Below are 19,591 nucleotides of genomic sequence, written 5' to 3' on the forward strand. Positions count from 1 at the left end.
TTAAAAAAATAAAAAGTATATGAGAAATTACGTGATCGAAGATTTACCACATTACTACGAACAGTATAAAAAATCTATAAAAAATCCTAAAAAATTCTGGGATAATATAGCCGATCAAAACTTCGTATGGTACCAAAGATGGAGCAAAGTCGTAAAATACGACATGAATGAAGCAAAAATTACATGGTTTAAAAATGCTAAATTAAATATAACTAAAAACTGTCTCGACAGGCATCTTTCGGTACGTGGCGAGAAAACCGCCATTATCTGGGAACCAAACGATCCCAAAGAAGAGGCGCAACATATTTCCTACAACGATCTTTACACAAGGGTAAACAAAACAGCCAATGTTTTGAAGGAAATGGGAATCCAAAAAGGTGACAGAGTCTGCATTTACCTACCTATGATTCCCGAATTGGCAGTTGCGATGTTGGCTTGTGCAAAATTAGGAGCGGTTCACTCAGTAATTTTTGCCGGATTTTCTGCTTCTGCGGTTGTTTCAAGAGTGAATGATTGTGGAGCAAAAATGTTGATCACTTCAGACGGAAGTTACAGAGGTAGTAAAGTTTTAGATTTAAAATCGATTATCGACGAAGCGGTAGAAAAGTGTCCTACCGTAGAAAAAGTTTTGGTCGTAAAAAGAACCAATAACGAGGTTAAAATGAAGGAAGGAAGAGACTTCTGGATGGAGGATTTATATGAAAAAGCTTCATCAGATTTCGTTACAATCATCATGGATGCAGAAGATCCGCTATTTATTTTGTACACTTCAGGATCAACCGGAAAACCAAAAGGAATGCTTCATACTTGTGCAGGTTATATGGTTTATTCGGCTTACACATTCAAAAATGTTTTCAATTATCAGGAAAACGATATTTATTGGTGTACCGCAGATATTGGCTGGATTACCGGACATTCTTACATTCTTTACGGACCACTTTTAAATGGTGCGACAACCGTTATTTTTGAAGGAATTCCCACTTATCCTGAACCAGACAGATTCTGGGAAGTTATTGAAAAACATAAAGTTACCCAATTCTATACAGCCCCAACTGCAATCCGTTCTTTGGCAAAAGAAAGCTCAGAATGGGTTGACAAACATGATTTAAGTTCATTAAGAGTAATCGGATCTGTTGGAGAACCTATCAATGATGAAGCTTGGCATTGGTTTAATGACCACGTTGGAAGAAAAAAATGTCCGATTGTCGATACTTGGTGGCAAACCGAAACGGGCGGAATTATGATTTCGCCGATTCCTTTTGTGACACCTACAAAACCAACTTATGCTACACTTCCGCTTCCGGGAGTTCAGCCGGTTTTAATGGATGATAAACGCAATGAAATTACAGGGAATCAGGTGACAGGAAATCTTTGCATCCGTTTTCCATGGCCGGGAATTGCAAGAACCATTTGGGGAGATCATCAAAGATATAAGGAAACTTATTTTACCGCTTTCCCTGGAAAATATTTCACTGGTGACGGTGCTTTGAGAGACGAGGTTGGATATTACAGAATTACAGGTCGTGTAGATGATGTGGTGATTGTTTCCGGACACAATTTGGGAACTGCTCCGATTGAAGATAGCATTAATGAACATCCTGCTGTTGCAGAATCTGCAATTGTTGGTTTCCCGCATGACATCAAAGGAAGTGCTTTGTATGGTTTTGTCATTTTAAAAGACAGCGGTGCAGGTCGTCAAAAGGAAAACCTGAAAAAAGAAATTAATCAGTTAATTTCGGATCAGATCGGCCCGATTGCAAAATTGGATAAGATTCAGTTTGTTTCCGGGCTTCCGAAAACCCGATCAGGAAAAATCATGCGTAGAATTTTGAGAAAGATTGCTGAAGGTGATTTCAGTAATTTCGGAGATACTTCTACCCTTTTGAATCCTGAGATTGTGGATGAGATTAAAAATGAAAGATTAGGCTAAATAAATTTAACTTAATATCTTAAACTCTGTATAAATTGTACAGAGTTTTTCATTTAAAAGGAAACAAAACCATTTTCATTTAAAATAGATAATTTATTAATTTTTATTAAATCACTATAGATAAAATAATAAATTACAAATTATTTTAAATTTTTATTAATTATTAGAAAAAATATTTTTATCTTTAAGTACCAAAACAAGATTACTATGTCAAGCATTTTAGCAGGATTATTTGAACGCAACGGTGATTACAAACGACTTGAAAACGAACTGGAAAATTCAGGGTTTGAAAACTCTGATTACATTGTTTATCTTACAGAAGATCACCATCACTCACAGTTTATGGCGAGTGTCGAAATAAAAGATAACGAACAGTCACAAAAAGCACGTGATATATTTCATCAGAATTCTGTTCTGAAAACATATTTATTTGAAAACATGAGCATCAATGAAGCGTCGTACAGCAATGTAAAAAAATATATCGACGCAAGAAGCAAAGCCGAAATTCACAACAGTCCGGATGTGAAGAAAAAATCTCAGCACACAGGAATGGATTCTGAGGTAAAATTCTGAAAATTAAACTAAAGCTAATAACCGAAATCCGTGGAATTTTTTTCTGCGGATTTTTTGGTTGCAGGAATTGACAAATCGCTTTATTTTTCGTATTTTCGTTTAAACAAAGCCTTTTACACAAATGAGTTACGACTTAGAGCAAGAAAACAAAGAAATCTCTGCGAGGTATAAAGACCTGATTTCTAATACATACAGAACTTTGGATGAAGAAAACAACAAGCTCATCCGAAAGGCTTTTGATATTGCATTAGACGCTCATAAAGACCAGAGAAGAAAATCTGGTGAGCCTTACATTTATCATCCGATCGCGGTTGCAAAAATCGTAGCCAAGGAAATCGGTTTGGGAGCAACATCAATAGCCTGCGCTTTATTGCATGATGTAATTGAAGATTCTGATTACACTTACGAAGATTTAAAGAAAATTTTCGGTGAAAGAATTGCCGTTATTGTGAATGGACTGACGAAGATCTCCATCATGAATCATCAGAATATCTCTGTACAGTCTGAAAATTACAGAAAGCTTCTTCTTACGCTTTCTGAAGACTTCCGTGTGATTTTGATTAAAATTGCCGACCGCCTTCACAATATGAGAACATTGGAAAGTATGGCTCCCGATAAGCAGAAAAAAATCGCTTCCGAGACAGTATACATTTATGCTCCATTGGCTCACCGTTTAGGTTTGTACAATATTAAATCTGAGCTTGAAGATCTTTCTTTAAAATATAACAATCCTGAAGTTTTTAATGAAATCACTCAAAAATTAGAACTCGCCAAAGAAAGCAGAGAGCGTTATATTGAAGAATTTAAAAAAGAAGTTTCTGAAAGACTGAATGATGAAGGTCTGAATGTGACCATCAAAGGTCGTGCAAAAGCAATTTCATCAATTTACAGAAAAATGCTGAAGCAGGGCGTTTCTTTCGAAGAGGTTTTTGATAATTACGCAATAAGAATCATTTATAAATCTGATGCCAAAAACGAAAAATTTCTGGCATGGAAAATATATTCTATCGTAACGGATGTTTATCACAGTAACCCGTCAAGAATGCGTGACTGGATTACTCAACCTCGTTCTACAGGCTACGAAAGTTTACATCTAACGGTTCTCGGTCCTGATAAAAAATGGATTGAAGTTCAGATCCGTTCAGAAAGAATGGACGATATTGCCGAAAAAGGTGTTGCCGCTCATTACAAATACAAAGAAGGTTACAAACAGACAAACGACGACAGGAATTTTGAAAACTGGGTAACGGAAATCCGTGAAGTGCTTGAACAGCAACAGAATCTTTCTACTTCCGAGCTTTTAGATAACATTAAACTTAATTTATATTCAAAAGAAGTTTTTGTTTTTACACCGAAAGGAGAAATTAAAATTTTGCCAACCAATGCAACGGCTCTGGATTTTGCATTTTCAGTACACTCAGATCTGGGAATGAAATGTCTGGGAGCAAAAATCAACGGCAAACTGGTTCCTATTTCTTATGTTTTGCAAAATGGTGATCAGGTCGACATCCTTTCATCCCAGAATCAAAAACCAAAGTTTGACTGGCTTGATTTTGTGGTTACTTCAAAAGCAAAATCAAAGATCAAAGGTTATCTGAATTCTGAGAAAAACTCTTTGGTAGACGAAGGAAAAGAAATTCTTCAGAGAAAACTGAGACATGCCAAGATTAATTTTAATGATGAAGAAATCAATAAGCTTCAGAAGTTCTTTAATCTGAAAACTTCTCAGGAATTATTCTTAAAATTTCAGACGAATGAACTGGATGCAAGCAGTTTAAGAAAATATATTGAAAGTAAAAACGTATTTAATAATCTGCTTTCAAGATTCAGAAAATCACCAACTAAAAACCAGCATTACATTGAGCCGAAAGAGATCAATCTTGACATGATCGTTTTTGGAAAAGACGAAGAAAAACTGAATTACAGCTATGCAAAATGTTGTACAGTAATTCCGGGAGATAAAATTTTTGGTTTTATTACAATTTCAGAAGGCATAAAAGTTCACAGCGACAATTGTCCGAATGCCATCAACCTGAGAGCACAATATGATTATCGTGTCATTCCTGCAAAATGGGTGAATGAGGAAAGCTTCAAAAACCGTATCAAAATTGAGATTGAAGGACTCGACAGAATGGGTATGATCAACGATATTACAACCGTGATCAGCGGTGCGATGGGAATGGATATGAAAAGTATGTCGATAGAATCAAACGATGGTGTTTTTGTAGGAAATATTAATTTAGAAGTAAAAAACAGAAGCCAACTGGACGAAACATTTAAAAAACTGAAAGATATTGACGGTGTTTCTAAAGTTGTCAGAATTTAAGCATGAAATTAAGCATATATTTTAAAAAATTCTTTGAAAGCAGTCAGTCATCAGGAATTTTATTGATTCTCTGTGTCGCTTTGGCACTTGGAATTGCCAACTCTTCTTTGGCTGAAAATTTTCAGAATTTTTTGGATCAGAAAATCGGTATCAATCTTTTTCATCTAAAATATGCTGTAAGTATTTGGATTAATGATGGTTTGATGGCAATTTTCTTTCTTTTGGTGGGCCTTGAAATCAAAAGAGAAGTCGTTGAAGGCGAACTTTCATCATTTAAAAATGCATCACTTCCCATATTCGCAGCAATTGGCGGAATGATTGTTCCTGCACTGATCTACACAGCTTTCAACTATGGAACAGAACACAGCAACGGTTGGGGAATTCCGATGGCAACAGATATTGCCTTTTCTTTGGCAATTGTTTCTATGCTTGGAAAGAAAGTTCCGAATTCTATCAAAATATTTTTAGCTGCATTGGCAATTGTAGATGATTTGGGAGCAATTTTAGTGATTGCTATTTTTTATACCGATCAAATTCACTGGTTATATATTTTCCTTTCTTTGGGAGTATCAGTTTTGTTGTTTATTCTGAATTATTTAAAAGTCACAAAAATTATTTTTTATCTGATTCCGGGTGTTTTTCTTTGGTATTTTCTGCATCATTCAGGAATTCATGCAACGATTGCAGGAGTTGTTCTTGCGTTTTCTATTCCTACAAATATTTCTACTACAGAAATTTCACCTTTAGAAAAACTGGAACATCAGCTCCATTTTCCGGTGAGCTTTCTCATCATGCCGATTTTTGCATTGACGAATACCAATATAACATTCACCAACGGAATGGTTGACGGGCTCTTCAGTGGTTTAGGATTGGGAATTGTCAGCGGTTTGGTTTTAGGAAAACTGATCGGAATCAACCTTTTCTCTTTTATTGCTATTAAATCGAAAATCAGTTCACTTCCTCAAAACTCATCGTGGAAACAAATGTTGGGCGTCGGACTTTTAGCAGGAATAGGTTTTACGATGTCAATTTTCATCGCATTGCTTTCATTTAAAGATAAAATTCAGATTCAGGACGAAGCAAAATTTGCAATCCTGATTGCTTCTTTTATTGCAGCAGTTTCCGGTTATATTATTTTAAATTTAAGTTCGTCTAAAATTACAGAAGATGAAGAAGATTAGATTTGTAAGAATTTAAATTCCTTTAAAAATTATTTATTTACAACACTTTTAAATCAAGACTTTAGCAAATTTTGAATTGATTTGTATACTTTAAAAAAGTATAGACTATTTTAAATAAAAACTATAATTAACCTATTTTTTATCATCTTTCTTCTTTATGTCGGTTATAATACTCCTTATATGCTCTTCATCACTATCCAGATTGGGCTCTTCGTTTTTTGATTGATAATGTGATGTTTCTTTCTTAATTTCATCCGCTAAAAGTTTTTCAACTCTCAGCTTTCGCAAAGCCATATTAAGTTCATTCCCGAAAAGCAGAAGATACACGTTCACATTTACCCAAACCATCAGTAAAATCATACTTCCTATGGAACCGTATAAAACGTTGTATCGGGCAATATTTTTAACATAAAGAGTAAACAGATAGGTTGTCACAATAAATAAAACAGTTGTGAGAATTGCTCCGGGAATTGCCTGTCTGAATCTGATTATTTTCACTGTTCCCAGCCAATAAAACATAGCCAGCAATAAGAAAAAGAACAGAGGAAAAGAGACAAAACCAATAATCTTCGAGAGGTTATTGACCAGCCAGGAAATATTGTAAGTCGGTGTAAAGAGCTTGAGAACAACTTCAGAATAATAAACTCCGAAAAGTGCTAAAAATACGATAGTCACAAAGCCAATCGTGATAAAAAATGAAAGGATAAATTCTTTAACATCAGGAAGTTTTTCTTTAGAATTTTCATTAAAACCATTGATGATAGAAAATGTACCGTTAGTAGCAAATACGAGCGCAATAAGAATAGTTAAATTACTGATTCCCTTCATATTGGGAATAATATTATCTTCAATATAACCTCTTACATCACCTTCAATATTAGAAGGGAAAATATTATGCATCAAAACCTCAAAAATATAAAACTGTAGTTTATCATAATGCGGCATATATGGCAATACTGAAAGCAAAAACAAGATAAAAGGAAATAAACTTAATGTAAAACTCCAGGAAATTGCTGCAGCTTTTTTGCCAATTTTCCCTTTGAAAACACCTGCAAAATAGATTTGAAACAACTGCCAAAGTGATATCCCCAATAATGGAATATGTATATCATCTAGAAAATCTTGAACTTTCAAAAGAAAACCCGGAACTTTTATTGCCATCTTTTATAAAAAAAACATTAATTAAAGCAAAGATAGGAAAAACAGTGAAGAGGGTCGGTAATAATGGTTTTACATCCCTTTATGAATAAGTAAATAATTTTGAAGTAAAATGCAAAAACAGGTAATAATTTAGTAATAAATCGTTACCCATTTTTGCTTTGAATGATTGTATTAAAGACTTATATTTTAGTTTTTGTGTTTTTAATAGTACTTTTTAATCTTTAATACGCAAATAAAAATTTAGCTATAAGCTTTGATTTTAAAATCCAGATCATAAATTTTTCACCTCATTTCATATGTTAATATTAAAGTTTGTTCTTAAGGATGACTCTCAGATAAATTTGTTTAGATCATCATGGTAAAACAGGTGCAGGTGCAGATGCAACTCCCGTGGTCACTCCGTTCATATTGTAGTTGATGGTATTATTTATTGTCGTCAACATATCTCTTCTGTAAACGCTCACATTTAGTCTGATTTCCGGACTTTGATCAAATACTCTATTGTTGTTAGGAGTGAACTTTATATGCCATGTTCCGTTCTGAATATAAGATCTCGCTGAGTATTGAGGGATAAATTCATTTAAATTCGTATTAGCAGGCTGAGTGATGTTGATATTTGAATTATTATTAACACCTCTGATAATAAATCCTCCGATAACAAGATAATAATCATTGGCGGAAATCCCTGTATTGAAATCAGTCAATCCCCCTGCGTTAATGTTCTTTATATAAAATACCGTACTGTTTATAGCACTATACTCGGCAGTTGCCGGAACGTATCTTTTCAGTACCTTATCGGAATTATCACGTACAATTAAATATGAATTTGATGCAACATCCGAATATACTCCCGGGTTTTCGAAATAAAGTTCATCACTGAGCTTCACATTACCTACGACCTCAAGGTTATGTGTAGGGTTGGTGGTTCCTATGCCAACTCCCTGAGCGTTGAGTGTTGAGATGGCGAAGATGAAGACAAAGAAAATATTTTTCATAGATTTTTATTTTTAAATTCCGGAAGGTGGATTTGCTGCACTACCTGAATTACTACCCTGTAAATCATAAGTTACTATACCTAAATTTTTATAAAATCTCTTAGAATAAAGAATAATATCAAATTTGTAAGTATATCTGTCTGATGTACTTAAAGTATTTAAAGTGGGATAGCCTATCTTAACATGCCACATATTATTGGACTGAAATATGTCGATTAAAAAATGACCTTTATTATTGGATGTTGTATGAATCCCATTATTCCCGTTGCTAGGAATCGCCTCAAAATTGGCAATAGTAATAAAGAATTTTTCAGTTGATATATTAAGATTAAGATCATTCAAATCATCTCTGTAGACGTTAGATATTGAATAAGGCTGAATGATCAGTGGAGTGTAAAGATTTTCAATTGCCAAAATTTTCCCATTAACAACGGTAGATTGGGGATCTGTACCAACTATGGTGAATCCTGAAGCATTATTAACATATACCAATGGGTCAACCGTCACAGACGTTGCGATCGCAGTACTTCCTGTAATTTCCAATTTTTCTGTAGGCGCAGTTGTACCTATACCAACTTGAGCATAAAAACTAGTAGTCGATAACATTAAAGCGTGGAATAAAAATTTCTTCATAATTAATTATTGTAAAATTGGGGAATTATCTGTTCCTGTAGAGGTATTGTTTAAATCAAACGGACCTCTTTCAGGAAAAATCTTCACATATGTCTTAGGATAGACAGCGCAGACAATCGTCCACGTACCGTTAGAAGCAGATGCCAACTGCGAATAGTCAGCATATAGATTCCATTCGTTATTAACACTTTTTACACCGTACGAAGGTATTGCAATATTGCCACCCTCTACATCGATGTTAAAGAATGCAGATAAAACCATAAGAGAATAATCTGTAGAGTTAATTTTGGTATTGAAGTTTTCAACCCAATCAAGATTAACATTACTAAGTTTATAAGTAATTATACTTGCCACTCCTGTCGAATTTCCCTGTGACGGATCTATTCTCCGTATTTTATTATCTACGGTACTTTGATTCATCAGAAGGTATCTGTCCTTTTCCGCAGCAGATACAAAAGGAATGTTTCCGGTAATGATTTTAGTAGATTTGAATGTTCCGTTAACCTCCAGTTTAACGCGTGGATTTATTGTATTAATACCAACATTTCCCTGTTGTGCTTTAAACATTGGTAGAAATACCAGACAGGAAAAAACTAAAATTTTATACTTCATGACTTTAATTTTAATTTCTTAATTAGTTTATGTTAAATGAGAAAATAACTATTGGTAAACTGTGTAACCGGATCATTTAAGAAATAGAATATTTTTTACAATACAAAAGTAGGATCTCTGCAGCGACACAGGAAATTTTACATTTTCTTCAATATCCCTTTTGTCGAAATATATATATTAAGTATAAATTCGCATATAAATTACAGTTTTCAACAGCATAAAATCAACATAATCAGAAAGATAAATAAATAAGTTAAATATACTTGTCAGAACACATAAACTGACAAGGAAGATCATAATTATCGTTGATAAAGTCTGACAATTACATTACTTTTACCTGAAAAAAAGTATTCTGATGCAATATATATGTAAGAAAGTCTTAACCTGCCTATTCATTCTGCTTGCCACTTTATTATATTCCAATGAGCTTTATTTCGATAAACTTTCAAATGAATCTCCAAGTGATTTTGTTTTAAAAAGTGAACGCCTGCTGAATGAAGCAAATTCAGAAGAAGACAGGCTGCATATAATTTACTACACAGGTAGGGCTTGGTACAAACTTAAAGAAGATAAAAAGGCTATTGCAAATCTTCTGATTCTTGAAAAGAGGCTTCATGCATTTGAGAAAAAAAATCCGGTAATCAGTACCAAACTTTATGGCGAAGCTGCTTATTTATATACATATCTCAAATATGCTTTTAAGGCAAAAGGTCTGCTTGATGACAGCAACAGAATAAGTATGTTTTTGAGCAATAAAGAAAATTTTCATGAGGCAAGAGCGTATTTCTATTTTTATACTGCAAAGATTAATTCAGTAAACGGTGAAGATGACTATTCTATGCAAAATTATAAAAAAGCTGATGATCAATACCGGATTCTACACAGCATAAAACCATCCAAAAATCTCAGGCTGGGACACAGTATAGCAGTAAACCTTGGAGATGTATACATGGTTAAAGGTGATTTAAAAAATGCACTTAAATATAATCATATCGCCTTACAAAGATTTGATGATGGAAAATTTTCAGGTGTCGCTTATATGAATATCGGAATGATCCATTCAAGATTAAATCAAAAAGACAGTGCATTGGTTTATTACAAAAAAAGTATTGAACCTCTAAAGAGTGAAGGTAATATTGAATATCTGAATGAATCATTTGATAGCATCAAATCGATTTTTTTGGCAAAAAACAATGTAAAAATGGCTAAATATTATTCTGAAACTCAAGTGAAATTTTTACAAAAGCTTGAAAAGATTGACAACATAGCTATTAACCGGGCTAATAATTATAGCAGCAATGAAAAAAAAGAAAATTTTCTGAAATTAGCACTTACCGTGATGTCTGTATTATTACTCATATTAATTTTCAGAAAAATACGGAATGAGAAAAAAATAATCAATCTCGAAAAAATAATAGAAGCTTCCTCCCAAGATCTAGACAGTAAAACCAAATTGCTTTCAGAATGCCAGGAAGAAGAATCACCTGAAGATGCGTCGATTGATAATGCTTATCATAAAAAAATACTGGAACAACTAACGGAATATGAAAACACTGTTTTTTTTATAGATCCGGATATTACAATGTCTAAAGTAGCTGTTCATCTGAATATCAGTCCACAAACCCTTTCAAGAGTAATCAACAAAAATAAGGATATGAATTTCAGTACTTATATTACAACATTACGCATTGAATATATTATTTGTCAACTCTCTGAGAATCCGCAATACAAAAGTTACAAAATTGCATACCTGGCAACTCTTTGCGGTTTTGCATCTCACAGTACATTTACTAAAGCATTTAAGAATATTAAAGGCATATCACCTTCGGAGTATTTGGAACAACTTTATGCAGAAGGAGAAGATTAATTACAAAAAACTCATTTAAAACTTGTCCTGATTTTAGCTTTTCCGATTTGTCATTTTATTTTAAAATTTGATCAATCCTGTCAAACTGTTGATTGACAAAGTTAGGGGAATTTATTCTAAAACCAAGTCCGAATCGAAATAACCAGTTCGTGGTTGAATAGAAATTTTCATTATTGCTATTAATCCAGTTAAGCTGCGCACCGCCACCGAAAAACCATTTTCCGTTGTCGAATCCTATTCTAGTGTTAGAATTCAGACCGATATTGAATTCATTATAATTTTCATCAATTAAATGCGCATAATAGACCTGCGGATAAAGTTCTATGATTGCGTACCAGTTTTTAGCAATCACTTTCTGCATTCCGCCACCGGTTCTAAAAGTCAGACGTATATCTTTTGTCACAGAATTATCGTTTGAAGAATCAGAGATTTCCATTCCCTGATAAATGACACGATCTGTATCTTTCATCATATTGTATTGATAAAACAAACCTGAAATCATTACAAAATCATTTTTCAATGGCTTATGCGTCATATTTGTATAACTTCTGTAATTATCTTTATTTCCAACCCAGAGATAACTCGTTTCACCTGTAAAAGATTGGTATTTAGCATCACGAAACTGCATATAATCGTTAGTGAACTCATTGGCGACTTCTGTATCAAAAACAGCTTCAAAAAATCTTTTTGTACTTTCAAAATACAGACCTTTCACCTGGCTATAATTAATGTATTGACGAAATTTCGGATTGAGGAAAAAAGCAAATCCCAAATTAAAATATCTGGTTTTACCTTTGATATCATCATCATTATTGATTCTCACCAATTTTGGAGCAAATGAAATACTTGCATCGACCCATCGGTAACGAAGAAAAAATTCCGTGTAAAAAGAATCATTTGGTTTTAAAAGGAAAGTCTGACCTTCGTAATACAATCCGAAAGAATTATTCACATAACTCACCCCTGCAACCAGAGAAATTTTATTGAGGTCTTCCTGAAGATATTTTTTCTCAGCAGAATCGCTAACTTCCTGACAGAAAGTCATTCCCGAAAAACTAAAAAACAACAATGAGTAAAAAGAAAACTTCATTCTTGATTGTGCTGGTCTTGTAAAAATACAGATTTTAAAATAATTCTCTTATTTTTTAATTATAAGTATCTTTGAACTTTCTTTTTTAAAGCTAAAAAATGCGCATCAATCTACTTTGTATCGGGAAAACAGATGATAAAGAAATCAATTCTCTGATCAGCTATTATCTCACCCGACTTCCAAAACACTGGAATTTTGAAATTATAGAAATTCCTGACATTAAAAATGCAAAAAATCTTTCACCTGATTTACTGAAAAAGGAAGAAGCCAAATTATTTCAAAATCACATCGATAAAAATGATTGGGTCGCTATTTTGGATGAAAAAGGAAAACAGTTTACCAGCAGAGAATTTTCTCAGAAAATCGACAACTGGATGAATTCTTCAGTAAAAAAAATCCATATTCTGATTGGTGGCGCTTATGGGTTTTCGGATGAAATTTACAACAGAGCCAACGAAAAAATGTCACTTTCAAAAATGACATTTACACACCAGATGATCCGGTTATTTATTGTTGAACAGTTGTACCGTGCTGATCAGATTTTGCAGGGAAAACCATATCATAATGATTAAAAAATATTTAAACTAAATTTTTAGATTAATTTGTCTTTTTGCCTCACCCACCACAAAAGCAACGGAATTGGCAATATTAAAACTTCTGATCAGCTTAGACATCGGGATCGTTAGATGATTATCAAATTGGTCTAAAACCTCTTTGCTTAAACCCACACTTTCCTTTCCGAAAACCAACCAGTCACCATCCTGAAAATCAATTTCAAGGTAAGATTTTTCTGCATGAGAACTCATCAGAAAAACGCGTGATAAGTCAGGAATTAATTTCATCCATTCGTCAACATTTGCATATTCTGTAACATTGAGATGCACCCAATAATCTAAGCCGGAACGTTTGAGGTTTTTATCATCAATCAAAAATCCGAACGGATGAATTAAATGCAATTTACTTTCCGTTCCTACACATAATCGTCCGATGTTGCCTGTGTTATTGGGTATTTCCGGTTCTACAAGAACAATGTTTAACATGAATGAATTTAATTTATTTAAAAAATTGACTTTTTATTTTTTGACACATTTCTTATACTGTTCAGCAAGAGCACCTTTCTCATATCCTAATGCAACTGCTTTATCTAAACTTGCGCAAGCTTCTTTTTCTTTAGCAGTATCAAATAAAATCATAGCTTTTGCTACATATGATTGTGAAAATTTGGGATCGATTGAAATTGCTTTATTGACATCTGCTAAGGCTTCCTTATACTTTTTCAGTTTCAGATAAACATCTGCTCTTCCGTTGTAAAGTAGTGACTCAGGCTTTTCTGACAGGAGTTGGTTGTAATCTTTTAAAGAACCTTCAAGATTACCATTTCTTTTTTTAAGATTCGCCAAACCCGTTCTTGCAAAAATATTGTCGGGAGCGAAAGTCAGAATTTGATTGAGATCTTTTTCAGCCAAATCTTTTTTACCTAAATTTTCATAGACTTTTGAACGCGTAAGATACATTTCGGCATTCTGATCATCTATTTTTAAACCACTGTTAAGATAATCCAGCGCTTTGGTTTTGCTGCCCTTTTGATTGTGTAATGATCCTAAGTTTGCATACACAGAAGCTGAAAGAGGATTTGATTTTAAAGCAGATTCATAAGATTTAAACGCTGCAGGAATTTTCCCCAACCGTCTTTGTGCCGTTCCTAAATTATTGTAATATTCAGACTGAAATTTCTGAATCTTCTCTTTTTCTGCCAATTTTGTGTACTGTTCTTCAGCACATTTAAAATCAGCTTTCTGCATACATTCTTCTGCAATTTTTTTGTCCTGAGCCGAGAAAAACTGAAGCGAAGAAAACGCTAAAGTAATAATGAGTAAAAGTTTTTTCATTTTATATAGTTTGTTTATTGATGACTTTTTTGGCGAGCATAGAAAATAGAGCTCCCAATAAAATTCCAACAAACGCCCCCACCAAAATATCTATCGGGAAATGCACTCCTAAATAAATGCGGCTGTATGATACCACTACTGCCCAGACAAATATAATATAAGGAAACCATTTGAGCTTATCTTTTAACAAAAAACTTAGATAACTCGCTAAAAAAAAGGTATTTGAGGCATGGGCAGAATAGAAACCGAACTGTCCGCCACATTTTACAATTCTCATATAAGATTGTAAACCTGGGTCGTGACAGGGTCTTAATCTTGCAACTCCGTATTTGAAAACACCGGCTAACTGATCGGAAACCGTTACTCCTATTGCGACAAAAATAAGAATATAAAGTAAAGATTTTAGCTTAAAATTTTTATAAAGAAAATAGCAGAAAATGATGTACAAAGGAACCCAGATCCACGTTCCTGAGATCATCATCCAAAACTGATCAAATGGAGTATCTCCCAAATTATTGAGGTACAGAAATACCTTTTTATCTTCAAGAATGATTTCTTCCATTATTATCTGCTTACAGGACCTTCGTATGTGTCGTCATCGGAAGGCTTCAATTTTGGAGTTGTATCAGCTAAAGGTTCACCAATAATATCTTTCTGAATATTTTTTGTAGGATCAAAATCTTTGGCCGCATCTTTCACTTTTTCGATCTCACGTTTTATTTCAGAGACAGGATTATCTGTTTCTTTCATGATTTCGGTTTTGATATCTTCTACTGCGCCACGCATTTTTCTTACTCCCGATCCTAGATCTCGAGCAATCTGAGGCAATTTATCCGGTCCGAATAAAACCACAATCGCAATGGCGATCAATGCCATTTCTCCAATGCTTAATTCCATGATGCTAAATTACAAAAGATTATAAACAAATAATGTTTTAAGGTTTAATTTTAAATAAATTTTAAGATTTCTTTTTCTGGAAAGCATAGTATGTCACCACCACACTGATTGTCATTAAGATAAATGCTAAGAAAAACGGCGCACCAGAAAATTTAAAAGGTGCTTCTTCATGCGTGAAAAAGTAAAATAAATTGGTCATCATCGGAGGTCCGATAATCGCAGTTGCACTCATTAAACTTGTTAATGCTCCTTGCAATTCACCCTGTTCGTTTGAAGGAACGCTTTTGGTGATCACAGATTGTAAAGCAGGACCGCAAATTCCACCCAAACAATATGGAATCAGGAAAACAAACATCATCCAGCCTTCTGTGGCAAATGCAAAAAGTAACATTCCGAGAGCGTAAAGAGCTAAACCGTAATAGATGCTTTTCTGTTCACCCAATTTTGGGGTCGTCCATCGAATCAGAACTCCTTGTACCAAGCCGACCAACAAACCAACTACACCCAAAGAAATCCCAACCATTCTTTCAGTCCAGTCAAATTCGTACATCGTAAAAAAGCTCCAGTTACTTTGCACGGCATGACCTGCGATGTAGATTAAAATTAAAGCAACAATCAACCCTGAGATTTCAGGATGTTTGCCTAAAAATTTAAATGAACCGACAGGATTTGCCCGTTTCCAGCTGAATTCTCTTCTTTTGTCTTTATCTAAACTTTCAGGAAGAATGAAATATCCATAAAGGAAATTCAGTAAACATAAAACCGCTGCCGCATAAAATGGAACTCTTGCTCCATAATGTCCTAAAACGCCACCAATCACAGGACCAATGATAAATCCGAGCCCGAAAGCAGCTCCAATTAAACCAAAATTTTTAGCTCGGTCTTCATCTGTCGAAATATCTGCGATATATGCACTTGCTGTAGTTACACTTGCTCCGGTAATTCCTGCAATAATTCTACCTGCAAAAAGCCAGATAATTGTTGGTGATAATGCTAAAAGAATATAATCAATGGCAAAACCGAACAGTGAAATCAGAATAATAGGTCTTCGACCGAATTTATCACTCAGATTACCGACAATTGGCGAAAATAGAAATTGAGTGAAAGCATAGGCAAAACCAAGCCAACCCCCATATTTTGCAGCTTCACTGATGTCAGCATGAATCAATTCTTTGATCAAAGCCGGAACTACGGGAATAATAATTCCCCATCCTGTAATATCGATCAGCAAAGTGATGAAAATAAAGCTCATCGCAGCTTTTTTCTTTGATTTTTCCATAGCTCTGCAAAAGTAATCAAATCCCTAAAAATAATGATCCTAAATTTTCTCTATTAAAAAAGTATAATATTCAGAAAACGAAAAAAGCCTTTCAAATGAAAGGCTTTTTCTTATTTATTGTAGTGTAAATTATTTTGAAGCAAGGACTTCTTTATCAGAAGATGATTTTCCATGTACACCTTCTTCTTTTCCTGTTTTAAGGAAGTCATAAGCAATCGCCGAAGCAATGAATATTGATGAATAGGTACCGAAACCGATACCGATCAACATTGCAAACATAAATCCTCTCAGGTTATCTCCACCAAAGATGAAAATAGCCAAGATTACAAGAATTGTTGTAAATGAAGTGTTGAAAGTTCTACCCAATGTACTTGAGATAGAATCATCAAACAATCCTGCCAATGTAAGAGATTTTTTCTCTCTCAAATATTCTCTGATTCTGTCGAAGATAATTACGGTATCATTGATTGAATATCCTAAAACCGTCAAGATCGCAGCAACAAAATCCTGATTGATCTCCATGTTGAAAGGCATGAATTTGTGAAGCAACGAATAAGCTCCCAAAATAATAATCGCATCATGGAATAATGCCGCAACAGCACCCAATGAGAATTGCCATTTTCTAAATCTTACTAAAATGTAGATAAAGATACCTGCCAAAGCAGCAGCAACTGCTAACATACCATGAGTTTTGATATCATCTGCAACCGTAGGTCCTACTTTTTCGGAAGAAACAATTCCTGTATTACCTTTATCAGCAGCTTTGAAATCTTCCAAAGTAATATTAGCCGGTAAACTTGATTTTAAACCTTCGTATAATTTTTGCTCAACAGTTTGATCAGCTTTCAAAGATTCGTCATCGATTAAATAATCTGTAGATATTTTCAACTGATTTTCGCTACCGAAAGTTTTAGCCTCAACAGAAGAGTTTTTACCGTCTTCAGTTTTGAACATTTTAACCAAATTCTGCTCGATATTTTCAGCATTTACATCTTTATCAAATCTTACAACGTAGTTTCTACCTCCGGTAAAGTCAATTCCGTATTTGAATCCGTGGATTGCGATTGATGCTATACATACAACTGTCAATAAACCAGAAACGATGTAAGCATATTTTCTTTTCCCGATAAAATCGATCCAGGTATTTCTGAATAGATTTTTAGTAGGAGCTGTCCAAACAGAAAGATGTTTTCCTTTATTCAATCTGCTGAAAATCATTACTCTTGAAAGCAATACAGAAGTAAAGAATGTCATTAAGATACCAATTCCTAAAGTCAAAGCAAATCCTTTAATAGGACCGGTTCCGAATAAGAATAGTACACCTGCAGTCAATAATGTCGTTAAGTGACCATCAACAATCGCACTTAATGCATGTTTGAAACCATCTTTGTATGCTTCAAGAATACTTTTTCCTGCGAATAGTTCTTCTTTTGTTCTTTCATAAATAATTACGTTCGTATCTACTGCCATCGCCATTGTAAGAACGATACCTGCAATACCAGGAAGCGTAAGAGTAGCGTCTGCGGAATCCATAATTCCGAAAATGTAGAATAAGTTGATAATCATTGCGATTACAGCGTAAACTCCCGCTCCACCGTAATAGAAAATGATATAAGCAATAATGATTAAGAATGCAATACCAAATGAAAGCATCCCTGCATCAATAGATTCCTGTCCTAATGAAGGTCCTACCTGAGTAGCCTGCACTACTTTTGCACCTGCCGGTAATTTTCCCGCTCCTAAAACGTCAACCAATTCTTTAGCTTCCTCTTGAGAGAAGTTACCAGAGATCTGAGTTCTACCGTTTGGAATAGCATTTACAACATTCGGAGCTGTATATACTCTGTTATCCAAAGTTACTGCAACCGGTTTTCCAACGTTTCTCTCCGTTAGAGTTTTCCAGTCTTTTGCACCTTTAGAATCCATCTGCATGTCTACAACTACTCTGCTCAATTCATCGTAACCTATGCTTGCAGTCTCAACAGCACCGTCTACCGGAGCTTTTTGGTTAATATTTCCTTTTACGGCATACAATACCAAACTGTTTGTATCAGTAGATTCCGGCTTATATCCCCACATAAATTGGGTATACTTTATGTTTGCAGGACGTAATGACTTAGCAATTTTGCTGTTTAATATTTTATTAACCTTCGCTGTATCAGATAATTTTACGCTGGCAACACCATTCGTTTTTAATTTATCTAACTGAAGAAGGCTCATGAAATTTGTATTCTTTGCAACTCCAATAGAATCTCCTTTTGTAGAAACGGTAGTTGTAAGAGTCTGGAAATATGACGCTACTTCAGGAATTTGCTGTACTTCCCAAAACTGAAGTTTCGCAGAAGTCTGAAGCATTTTCTTCACCTTGTCAATGTCTTTCATTCCCGGCATTTCAACAGAAATTCTTGCTGTACCCGGAACTCTCTGAACATTTGGCTGAACAGCTCCCATTTTATCAATTCTGGTTCTGATTACTTCAAAAGCAGTACCTACAGAAAGGTCTATTCTTCTTTTGATGATACTTTGAACCTGCTCATCTGTTGTGTTGAATTTGATCTCAGAAAGATTCGTATTACCAAAAATTTCAGGATCTGCAAGTTTTAGATTTGCTCCTTTTGCTTTGTTTACAGCATCAAACTCAACAAAGAAATTATCAATGTAAGATTTTGTTGAATTTTTCTGAACTTCGTCTGTTTTGTTTAAAGCTTCGATCAGAATTGGGTTTGTAGAATAATTGGTTAAATCATTCACAAGATCTCTCTGATTGATCTCCAAAAGAACGTTGATCCCACCTTTAAGGTCAAGACCAAGTTTCATTTCCTTGTCTTTCGCTTTGGTGTAATAAAGTTCTGTAAAACCTAGATTCAGTGTATCCTTAGAAAGTCTTGCGATTTCTTTCTGATACTTTTCCGGATTGTCTCCTGCAATAGCAGTTGCCTGCTTTTCAATTTTGCTGGCGTACCATGTTGGTAATAGCTCATTTAAGCAAATTAACCCTAGTACAATAGCAACAATTGTAATAAGTCCTTTTCCTTGCATTTTGTTATAACTACGTTAAATTAAGTCGGCAAATATAATGATTTTATTGATATTTTATGAATTTTTAAGAACAGAAATGGTTTATTTTCAGATATATCGGTATTCTTCTTTCAATTAAA

General features: G+C 34.2%; 17 protein-coding genes. 6 read left to right on the forward strand and 11 right to left on the reverse strand.

The features are described from left to right. Nucleotides 1–19 precede the first annotated feature (19 nt). The 4 genes from acs to nhaA all read left to right on the forward strand — a co-directional run bounded on the left by acs (nt 20) and on the right by nhaA (nt 6,010). Nucleotides 20–1,930: an acetate--CoA ligase gene (acs, locus tag K0R77_RS02065; protein ID WP_300346713.1), complete on the forward strand. Its 1,911-nt coding sequence runs from the start codon at nt 20–22 to the stop codon at nt 1,928–1,930. A 207-nt stretch (nt 1,931–2,137) separates the two neighbouring features. Continuing rightward, nucleotides 2,138–2,503, forward strand: coding sequence for a hypothetical protein (locus K0R77_RS02070; RefSeq protein ID WP_300346715.1), 366 nt, complete (start codon nt 2,138–2,140; stop codon nt 2,501–2,503). Nucleotides 2,504–2,624: 121 nt separating this feature from the next. After that, nucleotides 2,625–4,829: a RelA/SpoT family protein gene (locus tag K0R77_RS02075; RefSeq protein ID WP_300346718.1), complete on the forward strand. Its 2,205-nt coding sequence runs from the start codon at nt 2,625–2,627 to the stop codon at nt 4,827–4,829. Between the two features lie 2 nt (nt 4,830–4,831). Further along, nucleotides 4,832–6,010, forward strand: coding sequence for a Na+/H+ antiporter NhaA (gene nhaA, locus K0R77_RS02080; RefSeq protein ID WP_300346720.1), 1,179 nt, complete (start codon nt 4,832–4,834; stop codon nt 6,008–6,010). Between the two features lie 132 nt (nt 6,011–6,142). Here nhaA and K0R77_RS02085 read toward each other — a convergent pair whose 3' ends face one another. The 4 genes from K0R77_RS02085 to K0R77_RS02100 all read right to left on the reverse strand — a co-directional run bounded on the left by K0R77_RS02085 (nt 6,143) and on the right by K0R77_RS02100 (nt 9,411). After that, nucleotides 6,143–7,171 (reverse strand): YihY/virulence factor BrkB family protein, encoded by a 1,029-nt coding sequence (locus K0R77_RS02085; RefSeq protein ID WP_300346723.1) that lies wholly within the window; start codon nt 7,169–7,171, stop codon nt 6,143–6,145. 353 nt (nt 7,172–7,524) lie between these two features. Continuing rightward, on the reverse strand, nt 7,525–8,166 hold the full coding sequence (locus K0R77_RS02090; RefSeq protein WP_300346726.1) for a hypothetical protein: 642 nt from the start codon (nt 8,164–8,166) through the stop codon (nt 7,525–7,527). Nucleotides 8,167–8,178: 12 nt separating this feature from the next. Beyond that, nucleotides 8,179–8,799, reverse strand: coding sequence for a hypothetical protein (locus tag K0R77_RS02095; protein ID WP_300346729.1), 621 nt, complete (start codon nt 8,797–8,799; stop codon nt 8,179–8,181). 6 nt (nt 8,800–8,805) lie between these two features. Further along, the gene (locus tag K0R77_RS02100; protein ID WP_300346731.1) at nt 8,806–9,411 is read right to left on the reverse strand and encodes a hypothetical protein; all 606 of its coding nucleotides are present in this window, start codon (nt 9,409–9,411) and stop codon (nt 8,806–8,808) included. A 355-nt stretch (nt 9,412–9,766) separates the two neighbouring features. Between K0R77_RS02100 and K0R77_RS02105 the strand changes: the two genes are divergently transcribed. Continuing rightward, nucleotides 9,767–11,278 carry a helix-turn-helix domain-containing protein gene (locus K0R77_RS02105; RefSeq protein ID WP_300346733.1) on the forward strand — a complete coding sequence of 504 codons (1,512 nt, stop codon included), beginning with the start codon at nt 9,767–9,769 and terminating at the stop codon, nt 11,276–11,278. 55 nt (nt 11,279–11,333) lie between these two features. Here K0R77_RS02105 and K0R77_RS02110 read toward each other — a convergent pair whose 3' ends face one another. Beyond that, entirely contained in the window at nt 11,334–12,368 is a 1,035-nt protein-coding gene (locus K0R77_RS02110; RefSeq protein WP_300346735.1) for a DUF4421 family protein, read from the reverse strand. A 98-nt stretch (nt 12,369–12,466) separates the two neighbouring features. Here K0R77_RS02110 and K0R77_RS02115 point away from each other — a divergent pair, with 98 nt between their 5' ends. Next, nucleotides 12,467–12,940 (forward strand): 23S rRNA (pseudouridine(1915)-N(3))-methyltransferase RlmH, encoded by a 474-nt coding sequence (locus tag K0R77_RS02115; RefSeq protein ID WP_300346737.1) that lies wholly within the window; start codon nt 12,467–12,469, stop codon nt 12,938–12,940. 12 nt (nt 12,941–12,952) lie between these two features. Here K0R77_RS02115 and K0R77_RS02120 read toward each other — a convergent pair whose 3' ends face one another. The 6 genes from K0R77_RS02120 to secD form a co-directional block, all read right to left on the reverse strand. Then, the gene (locus K0R77_RS02120) at nt 12,953–13,408 is read right to left on the reverse strand and encodes a tRNA (cytidine(34)-2'-O)-methyltransferase (protein WP_300346739.1); all 456 of its coding nucleotides are present in this window, start codon (nt 13,406–13,408) and stop codon (nt 12,953–12,955) included. Nucleotides 13,409–13,441: 33 nt separating this feature from the next. After that, nucleotides 13,442–14,257, reverse strand: coding sequence for a tetratricopeptide repeat protein (locus tag K0R77_RS02125; RefSeq protein WP_300346741.1), 816 nt, complete (start codon nt 14,255–14,257; stop codon nt 13,442–13,444). A 1-nt stretch (nt 14,258) separates the two neighbouring features. Then, nucleotides 14,259–14,819 (reverse strand): phosphatase PAP2 family protein, encoded by a 561-nt coding sequence (locus K0R77_RS02130; RefSeq protein ID WP_300346743.1) that lies wholly within the window; start codon nt 14,817–14,819, stop codon nt 14,259–14,261. A gap of 2 nt (nt 14,820–14,821) precedes the next feature. After that, nucleotides 14,822–15,154: a twin-arginine translocase TatA/TatE family subunit gene (locus K0R77_RS02135; protein WP_300346745.1), complete on the reverse strand. Its 333-nt coding sequence runs from the start codon at nt 15,152–15,154 to the stop codon at nt 14,822–14,824. Nucleotides 15,155–15,215: 61 nt separating this feature from the next. Next, nucleotides 15,216–16,433, reverse strand: a complete 1,218-nt coding sequence (locus tag K0R77_RS02140; RefSeq protein ID WP_300346747.1) for a TCR/Tet family MFS transporter — start codon at nt 16,431–16,433, stop codon at nt 15,216–15,218. Between the two features lie 129 nt (nt 16,434–16,562). Further along, entirely contained in the window at nt 16,563–19,472 is a 2,910-nt protein-coding gene (secD, locus tag K0R77_RS02145; protein ID WP_300346749.1) for a protein translocase subunit SecD, read from the reverse strand. Nucleotides 19,473–19,591: the final 119 nt, after the last annotated feature.

The sequence above is a fragment of the Chryseobacterium sp. genome (genome assembly GCF_029240215.1).
Lineage (GTDB): Bacteria > Bacteroidota > Bacteroidia > Flavobacteriales > Weeksellaceae > Chryseobacterium.

Bases quoted from the DNA above. Each gene is read 5' to 3' on its own strand.
- acs (WP_300346713.1), top strand. From the start codon at position 20: ATGAGAAATTACGTGATCGAAGATTTACCACATTACTACGAACAGTAT.
- K0R77_RS02070 (WP_300346715.1), top strand. From the start codon at position 2,138: ATGTCAAGCATTTTAGCAGGATTATTTGAACGCAACGGTGATTACAAA.
- K0R77_RS02075 (WP_300346718.1), top strand. From the start codon at position 2,625: ATGAGTTACGACTTAGAGCAAGAAAACAAAGAAATCTCTGCGAGGTAT.
- nhaA (WP_300346720.1), top strand. From the start codon at position 4,832: ATGAAATTAAGCATATATTTTAAAAAATTCTTTGAAAGCAGTCAGTCA.
- K0R77_RS02085 (WP_300346723.1), bottom strand. From the start codon at position 7,171: ATGGCAATAAAAGTTCCGGGTTTTCTTTTGAAAGTTCAAGATTTTCTA.
- K0R77_RS02090 (WP_300346726.1), bottom strand. From the start codon at position 8,166: ATGAAAAATATTTTCTTTGTCTTCATCTTCGCCATCTCAACACTCAAC.
- K0R77_RS02095 (WP_300346729.1), bottom strand. From the start codon at position 8,799: ATGAAGAAATTTTTATTCCACGCTTTAATGTTATCGACTACTAGTTTT.
- K0R77_RS02100 (WP_300346731.1), bottom strand. From the start codon at position 9,411: ATGAAGTATAAAATTTTAGTTTTTTCCTGTCTGGTATTTCTACCAATG.
- K0R77_RS02105 (WP_300346733.1), top strand. From the start codon at position 9,767: ATGCAATATATATGTAAGAAAGTCTTAACCTGCCTATTCATTCTGCTT.
- K0R77_RS02110 (WP_300346735.1), bottom strand. From the start codon at position 12,368: ATGAAGTTTTCTTTTTACTCATTGTTGTTTTTTAGTTTTTCGGGAATG.
- K0R77_RS02115 (WP_300346737.1), top strand. From the start codon at position 12,467: ATGCGCATCAATCTACTTTGTATCGGGAAAACAGATGATAAAGAAATC.
- K0R77_RS02120 (WP_300346739.1), bottom strand. From the start codon at position 13,408: ATGTTAAACATTGTTCTTGTAGAACCGGAAATACCCAATAACACAGGC.
- K0R77_RS02125 (WP_300346741.1), bottom strand. From the start codon at position 14,257: ATGAAAAAACTTTTACTCATTATTACTTTAGCGTTTTCTTCGCTTCAG.
- K0R77_RS02130 (WP_300346743.1), bottom strand. From the start codon at position 14,819: ATGGAAGAAATCATTCTTGAAGATAAAAAGGTATTTCTGTACCTCAAT.
- K0R77_RS02135 (WP_300346745.1), bottom strand. From the start codon at position 15,154: ATGGAATTAAGCATTGGAGAAATGGCATTGATCGCCATTGCGATTGTG.
- K0R77_RS02140 (WP_300346747.1), bottom strand. From the start codon at position 16,433: ATGGAAAAATCAAAGAAAAAAGCTGCGATGAGCTTTATTTTCATCACT.
- secD (WP_300346749.1), bottom strand. From the start codon at position 19,472: ATGCAAGGAAAAGGACTTATTACAATTGTTGCTATTGTACTAGGGTTA.